We start from the raw sequence: 18,567 nt of genomic DNA, 5'->3' as shown, positions 1-18,567 counted from the left end.
TTAGTGGTGCGCGGCGGCCAGGTGCGGGCTGCCGCTGATCAGGATGACGCTCCGTAGCGGGCGGCGATCGCGGTGGCGCGGTTGTGCAGGGAGTCGCGCAACCACTGCGGGGCCAGGGCTTCCGCGTACGTGGCGAGCTGCCACAGCGCCCATACGGCGTGTCTCGGATCTTGGAAGGTGGCCTCCAGCCGCAGCCAGCCGTCTGAGTCGGCTTCTTCGGTGAGGACGGCCAGCGCGGTGCCCACCAGGTCCTCGCGCCGCGCCGGGTCCAGCCGTACCAGCACGGTGACCTGGTCGCCGCCGGTACGGAACCGCGTGCTGCGTTCCTGCCAGGCCCGGTCCAGATCGACCCGGTCCGGTCGTTGTGCGGGTTCGGCGAGCTCCTTGGCGGCCAGGATCCGGGACAGCCGGTAGGTGCGGTCCGCGCCAGACCTCGTGGCCAGCAGGTAACCCCGGTCGCGTACGGTGACCAGGCCGATCGGGTCCACCGTGCGCCACTCGGGGGTCCGGCCCACCGCCGCGTAGTGGATCTGCAACTTGTGCCCGGCGAACACCGCGCGCAGGACCTCGGCCGCTATGGCGTCAGGCACCTCCTCGGCGACCAGCCGACGCGAGAGGAGGTCGCTCTCCGGGTCGATGAGCAGTCGCTCGGCCGCGCCGGCCGCGGTGTCCCGATAGCTTTCGGGCAGCGCGTCAACCACCTTGAGCATCGCCGAAGCGAGTGCCGAGCCGAGGCCGAAGGCCTGCGCGCCGCGCCGTGATCCGGCGACCAGCAGGGCGAGGGCCTCGTCGGGGTTCAGCCCGGTGAGCTCGGTCCGGAAGCCGGGCAACAACGCGAAACCGCCGTGCCGGCCGCGTTCGGCGTAGACCGGGACGCCGGCTGCGGACAGCGCCTCGATGTCGCGCAGCACCGTGCGGGTGGATACCTCCAGCTCGCGAGCCAGCGCGGCCGCGGACAGCCGACCGTGCTGGCGCAGCAGCAGCACCAGCGAGACCAACCGGTCGGCGCGCATGCGAGAACTCTACAGAAATACACGACACAGGATGTCGTGATTTGTTGGGAGGCTCATCGACGCGACCAGAAGGCCGGCGGCTGCCGAGCCGATGGACGTACGTGATGTCGACGAACCGAATGGGGCTGATATGGCAATGGAGCGAACGGCGGTCAACCCGTGGGCGTGGTCGGTGGAGCTGGGGTACAACCAGGGTGAGGTCGTCTCCGGGCACACCCGGACCCTGTACTGCTCCGGGCAGACCGCGATGAGCGGCGACGGCAAACCCCAGCATGCCGGTGACATGGCGGCGCAGTTGGCGCTGAGCCTCGACAACCTGGAGGCCGTGCTCGACGAGGCCGGCATGTCCCTCGCGAACCTCGTCCGGCTCAACGTCTACGCAACCGACGTCGACCGGCTCTTCGAGCACTACGGCGTGCTGGCGGCGCGGTTGGGCGCCGCCGGGGTGGCGCCGTCCACCACGATGCTCGGGGTGACACGGCTGGCGATCCCCGACCTGATGGTGGAGCTTGAGGGAACCGCCGTCGCGTGATGTGATCTCGCCGCCTCCGGCAGGACTGCCGGGGGCGGCACGAGACAGTAGGCGTCAGGAGCCGGGGTCCTGGACGTAGCGTTCGAAGCGGGGGACGAAGCGTGTGCCCAGCAGTCGCCGCCAGCCGCGTGGCCGCCCGGCCATCGCCAGGGCGAGCGGCGCCGAGTCGAAGTAGGAGATCCGTTCGGCGATCAGCCCGTTGACGAGCGCGAAGCGATCGACCGCCGTCCAGGCCAGTTCGCGGCCGCCGAAGGTGCCGCTGAGCGTGAACTCGATGAAGATCGCGTCGTTGCCGGCGCTCCAGCGGTGGACGGTCGCGTGGATGTCCGGGACGAGCTCGAAGAGCCGGGCGAACGCCGCGCGGCACTCGTCGCGTCCTCGCAGCGTGCCCAGCAGCGGCTGCGTGAGGACGATCTGGTCGCTCCACAGTGCCTCGTGCTTGCGCAGATCGGGCGTTTGCCAGCAGTCCTTGAACTTCTCGACGAACGCGGCGGCGGCGGCGCGATCAATGACGTCGGGGGTGATGGCCGGCTGCATGATCCGACTGTAGAACCCGGCGTGAGGCGTGTCACTGCGGGTCCCGGCAACGTCGGAGCCTACCCTTTGCGCTGGTTGTGTAGCGACGCTGTGGCCGGGCACCCCGGTTGAGCTGGGGAAACGTTTGACCTGGTTCGCAGGTGAAACCTACTGTTAACCATGGCCGTAGTGATGCGAGAACGGCCCGCCGGTAACCTGCCCGTCGAGCCGACAGGGATCGTCGGCCGCCGCCAGGAGCTGTCACGGGCCAGGCGGCTGCTTGCCGACACGCGCCTGCTGACATTGACCGGCCTCGGTGGGGTGGGCAAGACCCGGCTGGCGCTGCGTGTCGCGGCCGAGGCCCGGAGGGCCTTCCGCGACGGCGTGTGGCTGGTCGAGCTGGCCCCGCTCCAGGACGGAGAGCTGCTCCCGCGGGCCGTGGCCGACGCCTTGGGCCTGCGCGACGAGTCACTCCAGCGCCCGCTGTCGGGCCTGGTGGAGTTCCTGGAGGACAAGCAGTTGCTGCTGGTGCTCGACGGCTGCGAGCACCTGACGTACGCGGCCGCCATGCTTGCCGGCAAGCTGCTGGGCGCCGCCCCCGGATTGCGGATCCTGGTGACCAGCCGGGAGATCCTGGGCGTCGAAGGTGAGTACGTGCTGGCCGTGCCCCCGCTGGCCGTCCCGGAGCCGGGCCAGCCGCCGGCGGCCCTGATGCAGTCCGATGCGGTAAGGCTGTTCGCCGAGCGGGGCGCCGCTGTGCGGAACGGTTTCACGGTGACGGAGACCAACGCGGAGGCGGTGACCGCGCTCTGCCGGCGTCTGGAGGGCATCCCGCTGGCCATCGAGCTGGCCGCGGCCCGGCTGCGGGCACTGACCGTGACGCAGATCCTCAAGCGGCTCGACACCCGTGCTCTGGCGTACCGCGCGTTGGTGCCCCGGCACCAGACGATGTGGGCGGCGATCGGCTGGAGCTACGATCTGTGCACCCCGCAGGAGCGGCTCTTGTGGGCCCGGCTGTCGGTCTTCTCCGGTGAGTTCGATCTGGAGGCCGCCGAACACGTGTGCGCGGGCGACGGCCTGCCGCGGGAGCAGATCTTCGACCTGGTGATGTCACTTCTGGACAAGTCGATCCTGGTGCGCGGCGAAGACGTCACGCACTCCCGGTACCGGCTGCTGGAGATCATCCGCCAGTACGGCCAGAACGTCCTGGCCGAGTCGGGGGAGGAGATGGCTTCGCGCCGCCGGCACCGCGACCACTTCCGCGACCTGGCCGAGCGGGCGGAGGCCGACTGGTTCGGCCCGCGCCAGGCGGAGTGGATCGCCCGGCTGCGGCACGACCACGCCAACCTGCGGGCCGCGCTGGACTTCTGCCTCCGCGAGCCCGGCGAGGCGCGACACGCCCTGGAGATCGTGGCGGCGTTGTGGAACTACTGGGTGTTCTTCGCCGGGTCCTTCGGCGAGGGCCGCCACTGGCTGGAGCGTGCGCTGGAGCTGGACGGGCAGCCCACCGCCGCCCGGGCCAAGGCGCTGTGGGTGGACGCCTGGTTCGCTCTCAGACAGGCCGACCTGAACGCGGCCACGCCGCTGCTGGACGAGTGCCGCGAGCTGGCGCGGCGGCTCGACGACCGGGTCGCCCTCGCGTCCGTCGCGCACTTCTCCGGGCTGACCGCCTATCTCCGGGGTGACACGGGCGAAGCGATCGGGCTCCTGCTCGAGGCGCGGGAGCGCCACGCGGCCAACGGTGACCAGGACGGCGTGTGGATGACCCTGTTCCACCTGGTCATCGCCTACTCCAGCGCCGGGGACGACGACCGCGCGGACTCGCTCGCCGCCGAGTGCCTGGCGATGTGCGAGGCCCGGAGCGCCTACCTGTCGAAGTCCAACGCGCTGTGGGTCGTCGGCCTCGCACGGTGGTTCAGGGGCGAGCAGGACCGGGCCTCCGACCTGGTCAGGAACGGCCTGGAGATCATGGGATCGATGGACGACCGGTGGGGTGTCGCCACCTGCCTCGAAGTGCTGGCCTGGGTCGAAGCGGCCGACGGCCGGGACGAGCGCGCGGCCCGGCTGTTCGGCGCCGCAAGCACGGTCTGGCAGGCGATGGGCACCTCGCTGCCGGCGCTTCGGCCGTTCGCCGACTTCCACAACCTGTGCGAGACGCAGCTGCGCATGTCCCTGGGCCATTCCGGCTACTCCGCCGCGTTCCAGCGCGGCATCGAGCTCACCACCGAGCAGGCCGTCGACTACGCGCTGGACGCCAGGGAGCGGCCTCCCGCACCCCGCCAGGAAGCGGAGCCCGGCGAGGCGGCCATGCTCACCCCCAGACAGCGAGAGGTTGCCGCCCTCATCGCCGCGGGATTGAGCAACAAGGACATCGCCGCGAAGCTGCTCATCGCCCAACGCACCGCCGAAGGTCACGTCGAGAGCATCCTGACCAAGCTGGGCTTCACGTCCAGGGTTCAGATCGCGGCCTGGGTCAGCAGCCACCGGTGACGGCCGCGTGACGCGACCAGCGCCCGACCCCATCGAACCGATCCGCCATGCCACTGGTCGCTCTCATACGCGCCGGCGCTGTCTTCATCGACGACGATTCATCGAACATCCCGCAGAATCACCCGTCCCCACCGTGGCGAGCGTGCTGCGCGCACACCCTCGCCGCCACCGGGGTCCGGGCGCGCGGGCGCAGCGCGGCAAAGGCCAGCACCCCTGACGCGCTCGCGACCAGCACGGACAGCCCGGCCAGTGTCGCGGCCCGCCAGTCACCACCGTCGAGCGCGCCGAAGAAGACGGCGCCGGTGATCGTTGCGCCGAGCACACCCCCGGTCTCCTGAACGGTACCGAGCATCCCGGCCGCGGCTCCCGCCCGCTCGGGGCGTACGGCTGACAGCACTGAGGAGAGCAGCGGCGACATGAGCAGCCCCATCCCGGCCCCGACCACGAGGAGGGCCATGGCCACCTGGTACGGCGGCGCCGCGCGCGCCACCACGTCGTACAGGAGGCACAGCCCGAGCAGCAGCACGGGTGCGCCGATGCGTCGTGGGCGGAGCGAGGCGACGAAGAAGCCCGCGTTGAGCGCGGTGCACACGGCTCCGGCGGCGAGCGGGCCGAGGCTGAGGCCGTCCTGCAGGTAGAGGGCGAGCACGAACGACAAGCCGGCCGAGGTGCCGAAGAGCAGCGCCACGGCGACCAGGCCCAAGGCGAACGCCTTGTCCGTGAACACGTCGAGGTCGAGCAGCGGGGTCCGCCCCGAGTCCGCCAACCGCCGCTGCCGGCGGACGAACGTGACCAGGATCGGGCCGGAGGCGGCCAGGCACCACCAAGCCCACGCCGGCCAGCCTTGTTCGCGGCCCTCGATCAGCGGCAGCACGACCGCCACCAACCCGGCGGCCACGAGCACGGCCCCGCCCACATCGAGTCCGGCCGGCCGTATCGGTGACGGCAATGGCGCGGGGATCAGGCGTCCGGTCACGGCCAGCGCGGCCGCGCCGATAGGCACGTTCACCAGGAAGCAGGCCCGCCAGCCCAACCCCAGGTGATCGGCGGCCACCAGCGCACCGCCGATCACCTGGCCGCTCAGCCCGGCCAGGCCGACGGCCGTGCCGTACCAGCGGAAGGCCGTGGCCCGGTCGGCGCCCCGGTAAAGCTCCCCGATCAGCGTGAGGACCTGCGGCGCGAGCAGCGCCGCCGCGCCGCCCTGCACCACCCTGGCGACCACCAGCCAGACCGCTCCGCTCGCGAGCCCGCACCCCGCCGACGCCAGCGTGAACAGCGCCAGCCCGAAACGGAACACCCGCCGATGCCCATACAGGTCGCCGAGCCGCCCGGAGGCGATCAGCCCGGCCGCGTACGCCAGCCCGTACCCGGCGATCACGAACTGCACCGAGGCGTCGCCCGCCCGCAGATCGGCGCGGATGGACGGGACGGCCAGGTTCGCGACGAAGAAGTCCAGGGTGGTCACGAACACCGCGACCAGCAGCACGGGCAGGGCCGCCCAGCGGCGGGTAGTCATGAGAGCTCCAGTGACCGGGGGAGGGGAAGAACGTCGGCAAGAACACCGCAGCGCGGTGAACGGTTGCTGTCCTCACACTGGAGTGGCGGGCTTATGGATCCCTTCGGACCGGCTACGGATCAACGGCACCCGGCACCGCCGAAGGCGGCCTGGCCGGGCCACGGGCACGGGCGTCGAGTCCGACGGCCGGCAGGAGGCGAAGGGCGAGCAGGACGAGGAGAGGAAGGTCAGCGGTCGTGAGCTGTGTTCGAGCGGCGAGTGGGCCGCCGGTCAAGCGGAGACTTCTCGGTGATCTGTTCGCGTGGTAGCTGGTAGAGCGCCTGCAGGGCGCGGAGGAAGCCGTGGCGGTCGGCCTCGGGCAGGCGTGCGAGCAGACGTTCCTCGTTGGACTGGATCTCGGCCCGCACGGATCTCCGCACTTCGCGGCCCGCGTCGGTGATCGTGAGGATCCTCGCGCGGCGGTCATGAGGGTCTGGTTCACGGGTGATCAGCCCGGCTGTCTGCAGTTTGTCAAGGGTGCCGATGATGCGGGTCTTGTCGGCGCCGATCGCTTCGGCCAAGGCCGCTTGGGTGCGTACCGAACCGTCGTCCAGGGCGCCGAGCACGGTGTAGCCCCACATGGAGACGCCGTGCGCCGCCAGCACCGGTAGTTCCGCTGCGATGAGCGACTGCAAGAGCGGATGCATCATCTCGGCGAGGTCGCGGCGGCCCGTCACGGGTCCAAGATACCCATTTGACAGATAATAAGCGCATGCACATCATATGTGAATGCATATGAATGAAGCAGTAGGAGTGACCGAGCTTGTCGCACTCGACGCGCAGGCCGTCCGCACCAGCGTCGAGCTGGCGGCTGGAGTGCAGTCCGCGGACCTGTCCCGTCCGACGCCCTGTCTCGGATGGACCGTGTACGGTCTGCTCGCGCACATGGCCACGCAGCACTATGGCTTCGCAGCGGCATCCAGGGGGGACGGCGATCTCGCCCGGTGGAAGCTGCGCTCGCTCGGCGGCGACCCGGTGGCGAGCTATCGCGCCTCAGCCGAACATGTCATGGCGGCCTTCGCCGCCGACGGCGTGCTGCAGCGCAGGTTCCCGCTGCCCGAGTTCGCAGGCGGGAGTCCCTTCCCCGCTGCGCAGGCGATCAGCTTTCACTTCATCGACTACGTGGTGCACTCCTGGGATCTGGCCAAGGCACTGGGTGTCGAGGTCGAGTTCCCGCCGGACCTGCTGGACGTCGCCCTCGCGGTGGCGAGAGCCGTACCCGGCGGCGAGGCGCGCCTGGCGCCCGGCGCGGCCTTCGCTCCGGCGCTCCCTTGGCCGGGCGGGTCGCCCCTGGACGAGATCGTGGCCATCCTGGGCCGCTCACCGAGCTGGCCCAGGTGAAAATGACCGGCCTGATCGGCGACGGCCGGGGCGGGCGGCCGAGAGCCGGCTGATGTGCTGCCCGCCGCGCCCCCGTGCCGCGTGGACCGCGAGCTGGAGGACGGTGACACGATCGATTTCGGCGAGGGACCGCGCAGCTCGCGCCGGACGGCGGGCTCGGCGCAAGGCGCCTCCGGCGCCGCCTTCCGGGCCTGCCGGCCGTCGCGTGTACGGCTTCGCAGTGAGGTCTCCCGGATGCCGAGGTCATTACTCCTTGGGTTTGAAGTAGTGCGCGACCATGTAAGCGGTGACCTTCTTGCCGATCTTCGCGCCTTGGACGTCGGCCGTTCGGGTATGGATTCCGCCCCAGATGCGGGCTTCGATGACCTCGGCGAGCGCCTGCGAGAAACTGCGGAAATATCTGGTGGTACCCGAGGCGGCGCTGTACCCGCTGAAGGGGATGTCGTCGCGGCCGAAGAAATTCGCCAACGCCGACATGCTCGCCGCTGTGAAGCAGGTATGTCCGGACGTGTAGTCGGGGTGCGGTGGTGTGACGAGCAATGGCGTCCAGTCGGGATCGGCCGCCGTTCCCGGATTGCCGTCGGTGTCGGCCAGGCGGATCGCGGTGACCGGCCGCCAGAAGTTCCACGCGGCCTTCTCGTTGTAGCAGGCGATCGTGGCGTCGGCTTCGGCCAGGTCGACCATCGCGAACATCCGCGCCGTCTGCAACGTGTTCAGTTGCCGCTTGGTCGCCAGCTGGCGCTTGATCTCCCATTCGGCCAGGTGCCGGTCGTGCCACCAGATCGCGGCCTGTGTCTGGTCGGACGTCCTGACCGTGCTGGTCGCCGAGCCGATGGTCTTGACCTCGTTGAAGTCCCGGGCGTACCGGTGGCTGGTGAGCGATGGCGGGCCGGACGTGCGGAACATGGAAGCGTTGCGAATAAGGAACGGTCTGAGGTCACCGACCCAGGCTCCGTCGGAGGCGAACGTGGGTGGCGCCGGCCGCCACTGGCCGGGCTGGGTGCCCACGGTCCAGGTCTGGTTTCCGAACGCTCCGTCGTTCTGCCGTGCGGCGTTCATCGCAGAGGCCGCCTGAGTGCCCACGGCGATACCGCGCTGCTTGGCGGTACCGCCGGGAATCGCGGCCAGCGCCTCGTCGTACTGCGTCTTCAGCCTCGCTTGCTGTTCGGGGAACAGAGCGTTCAGCACCAGGAAGCCCGCGGTCGCGACGGCCGCGTCCGTCGACTCGGTCCCATCGGCAGGTGGCGCGATCAGGTACGGCTGATAGGGAGTGCCGGCGATCGCGTTTACGGCGTCGTAAACGGCTCCGTGCACCATCGCGAAGCTGCGCGCCTGGACCTGCGGTTGCTGACCGGCAATATCCCATATCGCGGTCTGGGCATTTATGTCCCAGGTGATGACGGCATTGGGAGGCGTATTCGATGTCGACGCGTTCGCGAATGACGAGCCGAGTCCGATCGGGAATCCGACAGCGATGACTCCGGCGACGGATAAGCGAACGGCCTTGCGCGGGAGGACGCCTGCCCATCCGGGGTAACGTAATTTGACCATGATGGGAAATTACTCCGACCGCCACGATCGAGCCAGCGCGCGAACAACACGGCGCTCATCACCCAGCTCGAGCGTGACCTCTCCGAACCTTCTCCGCTCCCGTCCACCGGCCGCTGACGGTATCGCGAGGACCAAGTAAGTCAGCAAGGGCTGATAGGGCGGCGATCATGGCGTCGCGGAGTGACTCGCCTCCGCGGCGACGTCTTGGCCCGAGATCCACGCGCAGCCGCTGGCCGGGCTTCCGGCGCAGGCGATGACCGCGTCCAGGCGGTCACGGGTACGGGCAAGCGCGGCGATCTGGGCGTCGATGCGGTCACGCTCGGCCGCCAGCCGGGCACGCGATTGGGGTGTACTGACCTTGGCGTCGACGCACGGCAGCAGCTCGGCGATCGTCCGGCTGGACAGGCCGGCGGAGTAGAGCATCTGGATCAGCTGAACCCGGTCGGCCGCCGACTCGGGATAGTGACGCTGCCCGGACTCGCTCCGGTCCGCCTCCAGCAGCCCCTGCTCCTCGTAGTAACGCAGGGCCCGCACGCTGACGCCCGACCGCCCCGCCAACTCGCCGATGCGCACCGTGACCTCCCTCACAACACTTGCCTCTGACGTCAACGTCAGGTTTTAGTCTATCCGGCATGCAGATCAACGGAGCACATGTGCTGGTCACCGGCACCAACCGGGGCCTGGGCCGGCAATTCGTCCTTTCCCTCCTCGACCGCGGCGCCGGCAAGGTGTACGCCACCGCCCGCCGTCCCGACCTCATCGACGTACCCGGAGTCATCCCGCTGCGCCTGGACATCACGGACCCGGCGTCGGTCGCCGCCGCGGCCGCCGCGGCGCCCGACGTCAAGATCGTCATCAACAACGCGGGCATCTCCACCGGCGCGAACCTCATCAGCGGCGACCTGGACACGATCCGCCGCGAGATGGACACCCACTTCTACGGCACCCTCAACGTGATCCGCGCCTTCGCGCCCCAACTGGCCGACGGCGCGATCCTCAACGTCCTGTCCGCGCTCTCCTGGCTCGCCTACAACGGCGCGGGCGCCTACCACGCGGCCAAGGCCGCCGAATGGGCGCTCACCAACAGCGTCCGCCTGGAGCTGGCCGACCAGCGCACCCTGGTGGCAGGCCTGCACCTGGGTGCCGCGGACACCGACATGATGGCCTGGTACGACGGCGACAAGACCGCCCCCGAGGCGATCGTCGCGGCAGCCCTCGACGGCATCGAGGCACACCGGCCAGAGGTGCTCGCCGACGCCTGGAGCCGCCAGGTGAAGACGTGGCTGTCCGAGGACCCGAGCGTCGTCTACCGGGAAGCAGCGGCTGCCCTCACGGCCTGACCTTCAGGCCTGGCCCGTACGTGAACCGCACTCGGCAGCCAGGCCACCGGCCGGCTCGTCCAGCCCGCCCGGGTGAACATCCCGGCGTGGTAGGCGATGCACCGAGACGGGCACCTGGTGCGACCGCGTCAATCGATGACCGCGGTGACTTCGGCCTCGATGAGGATGCCGGGCTCGAACAGCACGTCCACCCCGATCAGCGCGGCCGGCGGCGTGGCGATGTCGAACTCGCGGGCCGCCTGTTCGATGCCCGCCTTGAAGGCGTCGTACATCTCTCTCTTCCAGCCTGCGGCGTACCACGTGAAGCGGACGACGTCGTGGAACGTCGCTCCGGCCGCGTCCAGCGCTTTGGCGACGTTGCGGTAGACCTGGGCGATCTGCCCGGCGAGGTCGCCCGGTGCCACGAGCTCGCCGTTCTCGTCCCAGGCGACCTGTCCCGCGATGTGGACCTGTCTGCTCCCCGTCGCCACCGCGACGTGGTGGTAGAGCGGGACTTGGACATGCCCGTCAGGGTTGATGAGCGAAACAGCCATGAGATCTCCTGTTGGTTATGTGATCGAGGCACCGGAGGGCGCCTGTGCTCTCTTGCGGTTACTCAGAAACCATAGGAGAGTGTTCGCTGACATGGAAGAACGCACTTTTTAGAGACTGGGGAACCTCATGGTGACCAAGCAGTTCGCAGGCATGGCTGACGAAGCGGACCTGAGGCGTGCGGACTCCCTGGCGCGGGAGATCTTCTCGGATGTCGCCAACAAGTGGGCGTTGCTCATCATCGAGGCTCTCGGTGAGCGCACCCTCCGCTTCAGCGAGCTGCGCGACGAGGTCGAGGGCATCAGCCACAAGATGCTCACCCAGAACCTGCGCATGCTGGAGCGCAACGGCCTGGCCGAGCGGAAGGTGCATCCCACTGTGCCGCCGCGAGTCGAGTACACCCTCACCGAGCCGGGCCAGGCCCTGCGCGCGACGGTTGATCTCATCTGCGGCTGGACCCACCAGTACTTCGGCCACATCGAGACCGCCCGCCGGCGCTTCGACGCCTGACGACTCAGGCCAAGTGGACGGGATGAAGCTGTCGGCCCAAGTCTTCGACAAGATGATCATGGGTCACCGCCTCTTTCTCCGTACTTGGCCCGCCGCCCATCCCAGGGCCATCGCACCACCCCGGACGCGATCGACACCCCAGAAGACGCTCAGCGGCCCGCCAGCTGGAGGTCGTGGCCGTCGCCTGATGCGTCCGCTCAGTCGTCGGCGGCCCGTACCGCGGCGGCGATCGGCTCGAGCCCCGCGGCCAGCTCGTCGAGCTCGTCCGCAGCGAGCACGTCGTACGCCGGGGCTGCCAGCTCATCGGTGAGGGCCTCGATCCGCTGCTTGGCCTCCCGGCCGGCGTGGGTGAACCCGCCGGCGGCGTCCACGAGGCCGCGGCCGCGCAGCCCGTCGACGACAGCGGCCAGCTGTGCCTTGGGCAGGTGGTGGATCCGGCCGAACTCCTCCGCCCTCATCCCGAGGGAAAGGGCCATGAGGACGTGGGACTCGGTGCCGCCGATGCCGTGGGCGACGAGGGCGGCGTTGTGGCCGTCCCCGCGGTGCTCCCGCAGCAGCGTCGCCGCGTGCCAGAGCCTGGCCACCGGCTCCTCGGGCACGTCGAGCGCCCGCAGCCCGGCGTACAGCGCTCGGCCCTCGGTCGGCGCGCTGAGCGCTGCTCGGGTGGCGAGGTCGGCGACCCGTACCAGAGCGGGGGAGTCGGCAAGCTCCCCGATCATCTGCCGCAGCGCGGCGGCGCTGGCCCGCTCGCGCACGGCGATCGCCTCCTGCGGGGTGATCTTCCCCCACACCCAGGGGATGTGGCGCGCCACCTCGCCGTCGGCGAAGTTGTAGAAGACCGCGTGCACCACCGCGGCCGGTGCCGGCCCCAGCGGCGCGGCCCGGCCCGCGAAATACCCGTCCCAGTAGTCGCGCATACCGAGGGCCAGGAACGCCTCGTTCACCACCTCGGAGAAGGTGACGGTGGCGATCGGCTCGACGAGCTCGAACATGCGGTGGACCTTGGCCTGAGGGTGCGGCATCGTTCGCATCTCCCTAAGTCGTGACAGCGCCCTCGTGGGCGGCTTCTCACCCCAACTACGAACAACATGGCCAGGATCCGACAACTCCGATCGATTCTGCCAGGCAGTGTCGCAGTATCACGGGTTTGACGTAGCGCATCGCGGCGCGGGGGTTCTTGTGCCGGGTCTTGCCCATGATGAGCTGCAGCGGGATCTCGGCTTCGCCGAGGCGGGTCGCGGCGCTGTGATGCAGCTGGTCCAGGTCGAGCCCGGCGTATTCGTCCAGCAGGACGCGGGCGCGGTCGTAGCCGAGCCGGGCGCGGCCGGTGTGCGGGCGCCGATCGGCCCGGCGAGCGCCGGGCAGGGGAGACACGCACCGGGCCGGTTCAAGCAAAGAAGTCGAGGAGATGCCGGGCCGTCTCGTCGGGAGCCTCCTCAGGGAGGAAGTGCCCACAGTCGATGGCCCCCCCGCGCACGTCGTCGGCCCATGCCCGCCAGATCTCCAGCGGCTCGTACCACTCGGCGATCGGTCCGGCCGCGCTCCACAGGGCGAGCGTCGGACAGGCGATGCGCCGCTTGCCGCGGTCAGCCTCGTCATGCTCGCAGTCGAGCGTCGCGGCGGCGCGTTACTCCTCGCAGATGGCGTGCACGGTGGCGGGATCGGTGAACTGCGCCATGTAGGCTTCCCGCACCTCGGGCGAGAAGGCATCCGGCGCCTGTGACCAGGAGTCGAGCATGTGACCCACGAAAACGGAAGGCGCCGCCGCAATCAGCCGCTCGGGCACCGGCTCCGGTGCCGCCAGGAACGACCACACCCAGTATCCAAGGGCGAAGTCCATGTCGGCGCGACCGAAGGCGTCCCCGGTGGGCACGATGTCGAGCACGGCCAGCCGGGCGACCGCCTCGGCATGGTCGAGCGCCATCCGGTACGCGCAACGGGCGCCCCGATCGTGCCCGGCCACGGAGAACCGCTCGAACCCCAGCGCGCGCATGACCTCGACCTGATCGCGGGCGATCGCGCGCATGCTGTAAGGGGTGTGGTCAGGCGTGCTCGGCGGCTTGCCGCTGGCACCGAAGCCACGCAGGTCGGTGGCGACCACGGTGAACCGCTCGGCCAGCTGGGGCGCCACCCGGTGCCACATCAGGTGCGTCTCGGGGATGCCATGCAGCAGAAGGACGGGCGGCCCCGTCCCACCACGGACGCCGTGGATCGTCGTGTCGGACGTGGCGATGTCGAACCTCTCGAACTCTGCCGGCACGCCGGGCAGTCTTCCACACAGGTACGACAGATCTTCGTCGCCGGACGGCCGCCGGGCCTGTCCTGCGGTTCCAGGACGACAAGCACGAAGGCGCTGTGCAGGTCAAGGCGCTGACCGCCGACGCTGATCGGGGCGACGAGAGCGGCGCAGCCGGCCGTACGCCCGTAGCCCGGAGATCTGCCGTGCTCTGCCGGGACCGGGCAAGAACTCGGCCACCAGGAACAGCGCCGCGGCGGCCAGGATGGCGCGCCGGGCGGTTCTCAGGAGAGCGGCCAGTTGCGTAGGGCGGCGTCGGCCAGCTCCTGGCGTTCATCGCTCTGGCGACGATCGACGAGGCCGAGGGTCGGCTCGACGTTCTGGTGCACAACGCGGGCATCTTGGGAGACGGAGTCATCGACGGTCCCACGGCTCTGCGCGTGTTCGACACCAACGCGGTGGGCATCGTGCGCGTCACCGAGCCCGGCACCACCGCGACCGACATGACCGCGGCCTTCGGAATCGGAAGGTCACCGGAAGAGAGCGCCAGAACTGTCGTGCGCCTGGCAATCCTCGACGTGGACGGTCCGACAGGCACGTTCCAAGACGAAACCGGGCAGTTGCGCTGGTAGGCGCGGAGAACGATCGAGCAGAACCGGGAACGGCCAACGCCGATCTTGCCACGGGCAATGCGAACGTCGTGGTGCTCTCGCCGTTCGGCGGACGGAGCCAGTGACCTCATTTCATCTTCCGCTCGTCCTGTTTGCAGGGTGCTCGGGAAATGCGGTCAGCCTTGTGGTGTGGCGAGTTCGACTACATTGGAGCTTCGCATCTTTCGCCTCATCCTTCACAGCTGTCCTTGCCGCCTGCCGAGGAGTGCCCCAAGATGAACTGGCTCTACGTCGCGGGGATCATCCTCTTCCTCCTCGGGTTGATGATCTCCATCGCGCTGCACGAGCTCGGCCACCTGGTGCCGGCCAAGCTCTTCGGCTTCAAGGTGACCCAGTACATGGTGGGCTTCGGCCCCACGGCCTGGTCCCGGCGCAAGGGCGAGACCGAATACGGCATCAAGTGGATCCCGTTCGGCGGCTACATCCGCATGATCGGAATGCTGCCGCCGCGCCCCGGAGAGGATCCCACCAAGGTCAGGAGCACGGCGACAGGACCTTTCCAGGGGCTGATCGAGACCGCCCGCGAGGCCGCGCTGGAAGAGGTGCGTCCAGGCGACGAGAACCGCGTCTTCTACCGCAAGAAGTGGTGGCAGAAGGTCATCGTCATGTCCGGCGGGCCGTTGATGAACTTCGTGCTGGCGTTCGTCTTCTTCACCATCCTGCTGGTCGGCATCGGCCTGCCCACCGATGCCCCGATCGTCTCGCCCGCCACCGAAACGTGCGTGATCCCCAGTTCCGAGCAGCGCGCCGCCTGCAAGCCCGGCGACCGGCTCACCCCGGCCGCGCAGGCGGGCCTCAAGCCGGGCGACCACATGGTCTCCTTCGACGGCGCCACGATCGGCTCCTGGGAAGACGCCAAGCGCCTGATCCGCTCCCACGGCGCCGGCCCGGTCAAGCTCGGCATCGTGCGTGACGGCAAGCCGATGACGTTCGACGTCACGCTGATCGCCCAAGACCAGCCCAACCTCGACGACCCCGAGAAGACCGACAAGAACGTCGGCTTCCTCGGCGTGCGGCCCACCGAGGTTATGGAGCGGCAGAGCTTTGGCCAGGTGCTCGGCTACATGGGCGGGCAAACGGCCAGGGCGGCGGGCTCGATCTTCAATATGCCGGAGAAGATGGTCGGCATCTGGCGCGCGGCCTTCTCCGGCGATGAGCGCGACCCCGAGGGCCCGGTGGGCATGGTCGGGGCGGGTCGCTTGGGCGGCGAGATTCTGACCTCCGACCTGTCCAACGAGGAGAAGATCGCCACCTTCGTCAACCTGCTGGCAGGCTTCAACCTGGCGATCGGCATGTTCAACCTGATCCCGCTGCTGCCGCTCGACGGCGGACACATCGCGGGCGGCCTCTGGGAGGGCCTCAAACGGGCCTACGCCAAGATCATGCGGCGGCCGAAGCCCAAGCACGTCGACATCGCCAAGCTGCTGCCGCTGACGTACGCGGCTGCACTGGCGATGATGATCATGGCAGGCCTGCTCGTCTACGCCGACCTGGTCAACCCGCTCACACTGACGAACTGACGGACCGGTTTGTCCCAATAGATCCGCGCCAGGCCCTTCGACAATACAGAAGGTCAGGCCAGGGATCTCCGGGGTCGGCGACGAGCTCCTGATCTCGCATGTCCATCAAGACCGGCCGCCCCCGCGCTAGCGGCCCCGCCGAACTGGCCACGCTGCGCCGCCTGGTCGACGACGGTGTCTCGGTCACTGAGGCCGCCCGCACGCTCGAAATCGGCCGCTCCACCGCCTACGCGGCACTCGCACAACGCTGACCAGCAGCTATGCCGAGACGATCGAGCTCAGCACCCCCGAACAGGTACGGGCCATTGGCGATCCGCTGCGGACCACGATCCTCGGCCTCCTGCACGAGCGCGCCGCGACCGTGACGGAGCTGGCCGATGCTGGGCTGCTGCGCGTGGTGCGGACCCGGCGAGTGCGGGCCATCGATGAGCGCTACTACGGCCGCACGGCCCGCATGTTCTACGTCAGCGTCGGCCAATCGCCCGGCGGCGGCCCGCTCCCGCTGGACTTCAACGACTTCAAGGTCGCGGCCAAGGAGTCCGCCGCGGCCTATCAGGCTCACCAATTGTGGGCGTTCATCCGGCACGCCCGGATCTCGCCGGAGCGGGCCACGGAGTTCTGGCACCGGATCAAGGACCTGGTGCAGGAGTTCGATCAGGTTCCCCGTTCCGGGGAGACGACCTACGGATTCGCCGTCGGCCTGTATCCCATGACCGACTACCCGACCCTGCCGGCCGACAAGGACTGACGCAGGCGGCTTGCCGCGCGGGAGCCCAACCGGCCACGCTTGGCACAGGCGGTCGAATGAATGACGCAGTTGGCCATCAGCTCGTTGAACTTGATGGTCTTCTCCCCCACCCGATGCCGGGTGGGGGAGGTCGGCGTTGTCATGGCGAGCTGCTCGGGGTGGATGGCCTCACCTGCCGGCGGCGACCGGTTCGGCGTCGGGGGTGGTGGCCGGTGCGGCGGCGCTGCGCAGCGGGACCTGGCGGATGAAGAGAGCCAGGATGATGCCGACGGCGGTCACGGCGGCGCCCCAGGTGAACAGGGTGGTGATGCCGTCGGTGACGGCCTGCTGGAACAGGTGCCGGGCCGCTTCGGGCAGGGCGCGCAGCGCTTGGGGGGTCATCGAGGTGGCGGCGGAGGCGACGTTCTGCGCGGCCGGTCCGGCGCCGGTCAGGGAGTCGGTCAGTTGGCTGGTGTAGAGGGCGCCGAGCAGGGAGACGCCGAGAGAGCTGCCCATGTTGCGCAGGAAGGTCGACACTCCGGTGCCGGCGCCCATGTCGCGCAGGTCGAGGCTGTTCTGGGCGATGAGGGTGCTGGTCTGCATGAGTGCGCCCATGCCGGCGCCGAGAACCACCATGTAGAGGGCTGTCGTCGTGGTGGAGGTGTCGAGGTTCACGGTGGCGAACAGTGCGAGGCCGGCGGTGACGAGGATGGAGCCGATGATGGGCAGCGATTTGTAGTGTCCGGTCTTGCTGATCAGTGAGCCGCCGGCCAGGCTGACGATCATTGCGGCGATCATCATCGGCATGAGGAGCAGGCCGCTGTTGGTGGCCGAGGAGCCCTGGACGAACTGCTGGAACTGCGGCAGGAAGCCGGTGGCGCCGAACATGGCGAAACCCGAGATGAAGGCGACGGCGCCGGCCAGGGAGAAGTTGCGGCTCTTGAAGACCCGCAGCGGCATGATCGGCTCGGCTGCGCGCCGTTGGACGATCACGAAGGCGACGAACCCGACCACGGCCAGCGCCGCCAGGCCGAGGATCTGGGGTGAGTTCCAGTCGTACTGGGTGCCGCCCCAGCTGGTGATGAGCACGAGGGCGGTGATCCACACGGTCAGCAGCGCGGTGCCCCACCAGTCGATGACGGCCTTGCCGGTGCCCTTGGGCAGTCTGGCCAGGGTGATCCAGCACAGGACCAGGGTGATGGCGCCGAGCGGGAGGTTGACGTAGAAGGCCCAGCGCCAGCTGAGGTTGTCGGTGATGAAGCCGCCGATGAGCGGGCCGCCGATCATGGCCACCGGCATGGCGGCCATCATCACGCCCTGGTACTTGCTGCGGTCGCGCGGCGGGATCATCTCACCGATGATCGACAGTACGCCGACCATGAGGCCGCCCGCTCCCAGGCCTTGCAGCGCGCGGAAACCGATCAGCTGGACCATGTCCTGGGACATCCCGCACAGGACCGAGCCGAGGAGGAAGAGGGCGACGGCGGCGACGAAGACGATGCGCCGGCCGTACAGGTCGCCGAGTTTGCCCCAGATCGGTGTGGCGACGGTGGAGGCCAGGATGTAGCCGGTGGTCACCCAGGCCAGGTGGTTCAGGCCGCCCAGTTCGCCGACGATGGTCGGCAGCGCCGGGGCGACGATCATGTTGTCGAGCATCGCCAGCAGCATGGCGATGACCAGGCCGCTCATTGTCACCAGGATCTGGCGGTGACTGAATCCCAGTCCGGCCTGCTGCTCCGTCGGCGGGGGAGTGGTCGCGTCTTTCGCGCTGTCTTCTGCCATTACGTGGGCTCCTGCCATGCAAAGAAAACTTACCTGCCGGTCGGCAAGTCTACTTGCCGACCGGCAGGTAAGCAATTGGCGGCGAGGCATCTCCGGCTGTTTGAGGATGTGGGGGGCGGCGAGTTGTCAGTCCTGGCGCGCCGGCCAGCAGAAAGCCAGGCTGGGCCGGTGTGGTCGGGGGTCGGCGTCGGCGAGCCGGTGGCGTTGGCTTGGGGCAGCGTTCTTGATCTCGACGGCGACGCGGTTCATGCG

Annotated in this window: 20 protein-coding genes; 9 read left to right on the top strand and 11 right to left on the bottom strand. The window is 69.2% G+C overall.

Translation table 11 applies throughout. The features are described from left to right. Positions 1-38: 38 nt before the first annotated feature. A complete protein-coding gene (locus ABD830_RS53720) occupies positions 39-1,013 on the bottom strand; it encodes a helix-turn-helix transcriptional regulator (protein ID WP_345003385.1) in 975 nt (324 codons plus the stop codon). A 136-nt stretch (positions 1,014-1,149) separates the two neighbouring features. Between ABD830_RS53720 and ABD830_RS53715 the strand changes: the two genes are divergently transcribed. Further along, positions 1,150-1,545 carry a RidA family protein gene (locus tag ABD830_RS53715; protein WP_345003480.1) on the top strand — a complete coding sequence of 132 codons (396 nt, stop codon included), beginning with the start codon at positions 1,150-1,152 and terminating at the stop codon, positions 1,543-1,545. A 54-nt stretch (positions 1,546-1,599) separates the two neighbouring features. Here ABD830_RS53715 and ABD830_RS53710 read toward each other — a convergent pair whose 3' ends face one another. After that, positions 1,600-2,082: a nuclear transport factor 2 family protein gene (locus ABD830_RS53710; protein ID WP_345003384.1), complete on the bottom strand. Its 483-nt coding sequence runs from the start codon at positions 2,080-2,082 to the stop codon at positions 1,600-1,602. Positions 2,083-2,241: 159 nt separating this feature from the next. Between ABD830_RS53710 and ABD830_RS53705 the strand changes: the two genes are divergently transcribed. Further along, positions 2,242-4,551, top strand: coding sequence for an ATP-binding protein (locus tag ABD830_RS53705; RefSeq protein ID WP_345003383.1), 2,310 nt, complete (start codon positions 2,242-2,244; stop codon positions 4,549-4,551). Between the two features lie 118 nt (positions 4,552-4,669). On the opposite strand, the gene ABD830_RS53700 is transcribed toward ABD830_RS53705, so the two are convergent. After that, a complete protein-coding gene (locus tag ABD830_RS53700; RefSeq protein ID WP_345003382.1) occupies positions 4,670-6,067 on the bottom strand; it encodes an MFS transporter in 1,398 nt (465 codons plus the stop codon). A gap of 227 nt (positions 6,068-6,294) precedes the next feature. After that, positions 6,295-6,783 carry a MarR family winged helix-turn-helix transcriptional regulator gene (locus ABD830_RS53695; RefSeq protein ID WP_345003381.1) on the bottom strand — a complete coding sequence of 163 codons (489 nt, stop codon included), beginning with the start codon at positions 6,781-6,783 and terminating at the stop codon, positions 6,295-6,297. A 76-nt stretch (positions 6,784-6,859) separates the two neighbouring features. Between ABD830_RS53695 and ABD830_RS53690 the strand changes: the two genes are divergently transcribed. Next, on the top strand, positions 6,860-7,447 hold the full coding sequence (locus tag ABD830_RS53690) for a TIGR03086 family metal-binding protein (RefSeq protein WP_345003379.1): 588 nt from the start codon (positions 6,860-6,862) through the stop codon (positions 7,445-7,447). 246 nt (positions 7,448-7,693) lie between these two features. Here the strand turns inward: ABD830_RS53690 and ABD830_RS53685 are convergent, their stop codons facing one another. Together ABD830_RS53685 and ABD830_RS53680 are read right to left on the bottom strand one after the other, a co-directional pair. Further along, positions 7,694-8,998 (bottom strand): vanadium-dependent haloperoxidase, encoded by a 1,305-nt coding sequence (locus tag ABD830_RS53685; protein ID WP_345003378.1) that lies wholly within the window; start codon positions 8,996-8,998, stop codon positions 7,694-7,696. Positions 8,999-9,163: 165 nt separating this feature from the next. Beyond that, positions 9,164-9,571, bottom strand: a complete 408-nt coding sequence (locus ABD830_RS53680; protein ID WP_345003377.1) for a MerR family transcriptional regulator — start codon at positions 9,569-9,571, stop codon at positions 9,164-9,166. 59 nt (positions 9,572-9,630) lie between these two features. Here ABD830_RS53680 and ABD830_RS53675 point away from each other — a divergent pair, with 59 nt between their 5' ends. Further along, on the top strand, positions 9,631-10,338 hold the full coding sequence (locus ABD830_RS53675; RefSeq protein ID WP_345003376.1) for an SDR family oxidoreductase: 708 nt from the start codon (positions 9,631-9,633) through the stop codon (positions 10,336-10,338). Positions 10,339-10,466: 128 nt separating this feature from the next. Here ABD830_RS53675 and ABD830_RS53670 read toward each other — a convergent pair whose 3' ends face one another. Next, positions 10,467-10,871, bottom strand: coding sequence for a RidA family protein (locus ABD830_RS53670; protein WP_345003374.1), 405 nt, complete (start codon positions 10,869-10,871; stop codon positions 10,467-10,469). Positions 10,872-11,022: 151 nt separating this feature from the next. On the opposite strand from ABD830_RS53670, the gene ABD830_RS53665 reads away from it, so the two are divergent. Further along, positions 11,023-11,379 carry a winged helix-turn-helix transcriptional regulator gene (locus ABD830_RS53665; RefSeq protein WP_378520868.1) on the top strand — a complete coding sequence of 119 codons (357 nt, stop codon included), beginning with the start codon at positions 11,023-11,025 and terminating at the stop codon, positions 11,377-11,379. A gap of 197 nt (positions 11,380-11,576) precedes the next feature. Here the strand turns inward: ABD830_RS53665 and ABD830_RS53660 are convergent, their stop codons facing one another. The 3 genes from ABD830_RS53660 to ABD830_RS53650 form a co-directional block, all read right to left on the bottom strand. After that, a complete protein-coding gene (locus tag ABD830_RS53660) occupies positions 11,577-12,401 on the bottom strand; it encodes an SCO6745 family protein (RefSeq protein WP_345003371.1) in 825 nt (274 codons plus the stop codon). A 55-nt stretch (positions 12,402-12,456) separates the two neighbouring features. Beyond that, on the bottom strand, positions 12,457-12,774 hold the full coding sequence (locus tag ABD830_RS53655) for a site-specific integrase (protein ID WP_345003370.1): 318 nt from the start codon (positions 12,772-12,774) through the stop codon (positions 12,457-12,459). 232 nt (positions 12,775-13,006) lie between these two features. Further along, the gene (locus ABD830_RS53650; protein ID WP_345003369.1) at positions 13,007-13,639 is read right to left on the bottom strand and encodes an alpha/beta fold hydrolase; all 633 of its coding nucleotides are present in this window, start codon (positions 13,637-13,639) and stop codon (positions 13,007-13,009) included. Between the two features lie 416 nt (positions 13,640-14,055). Here ABD830_RS53650 and ABD830_RS53645 point away from each other — a divergent pair, with 416 nt between their 5' ends. The 4 genes from ABD830_RS53645 to ABD830_RS53630 all read left to right on the top strand — a co-directional run bounded on the left by ABD830_RS53645 (position 14,056) and on the right by ABD830_RS53630 (position 16,554). Beyond that, complete coding sequence (locus ABD830_RS53645) at positions 14,056-14,247, top strand: Rossmann-fold NAD(P)-binding domain-containing protein (protein WP_345003368.1); 192 nt, start codon at positions 14,056-14,058, stop codon at positions 14,245-14,247. Positions 14,248-14,501: 254 nt separating this feature from the next. After that, a complete protein-coding gene (locus ABD830_RS53640) occupies positions 14,502-15,806 on the top strand; it encodes a M50 family metallopeptidase (protein ID WP_345003367.1) in 1,305 nt (434 codons plus the stop codon). 98 nt (positions 15,807-15,904) lie between these two features. After that, the gene (locus ABD830_RS53635; RefSeq protein ID WP_345003366.1) at positions 15,905-16,057 is read left to right on the top strand and encodes a helix-turn-helix domain-containing protein; all 153 of its coding nucleotides are present in this window, start codon (positions 15,905-15,907) and stop codon (positions 16,055-16,057) included. A 110-nt stretch (positions 16,058-16,167) separates the two neighbouring features. Beyond that, the gene (locus ABD830_RS53630; protein WP_345003365.1) at positions 16,168-16,554 is read left to right on the top strand and encodes a hypothetical protein; all 387 of its coding nucleotides are present in this window, start codon (positions 16,168-16,170) and stop codon (positions 16,552-16,554) included. A 168-nt stretch (positions 16,555-16,722) separates the two neighbouring features. On the opposite strand, the gene ABD830_RS53625 is transcribed toward ABD830_RS53630, so the two are convergent. Beyond that, positions 16,723-18,315, bottom strand: a complete 1,593-nt coding sequence (locus ABD830_RS53625; protein WP_345003364.1) for an MDR family MFS transporter — start codon at positions 18,313-18,315, stop codon at positions 16,723-16,725. Positions 18,316-18,567 lie beyond the last annotated feature (252 nt).

The organism is Nonomuraea helvata, assembly GCF_039535785.1.
Taxonomy (GTDB): Bacteria; Actinomycetota; Actinomycetes; order Streptosporangiales; family Streptosporangiaceae; genus Nonomuraea; species Nonomuraea helvata.
Note: the sequence above shows the minus strand (reverse complement) of the source record. Positions and strands in the feature narration are given on the sequence as shown.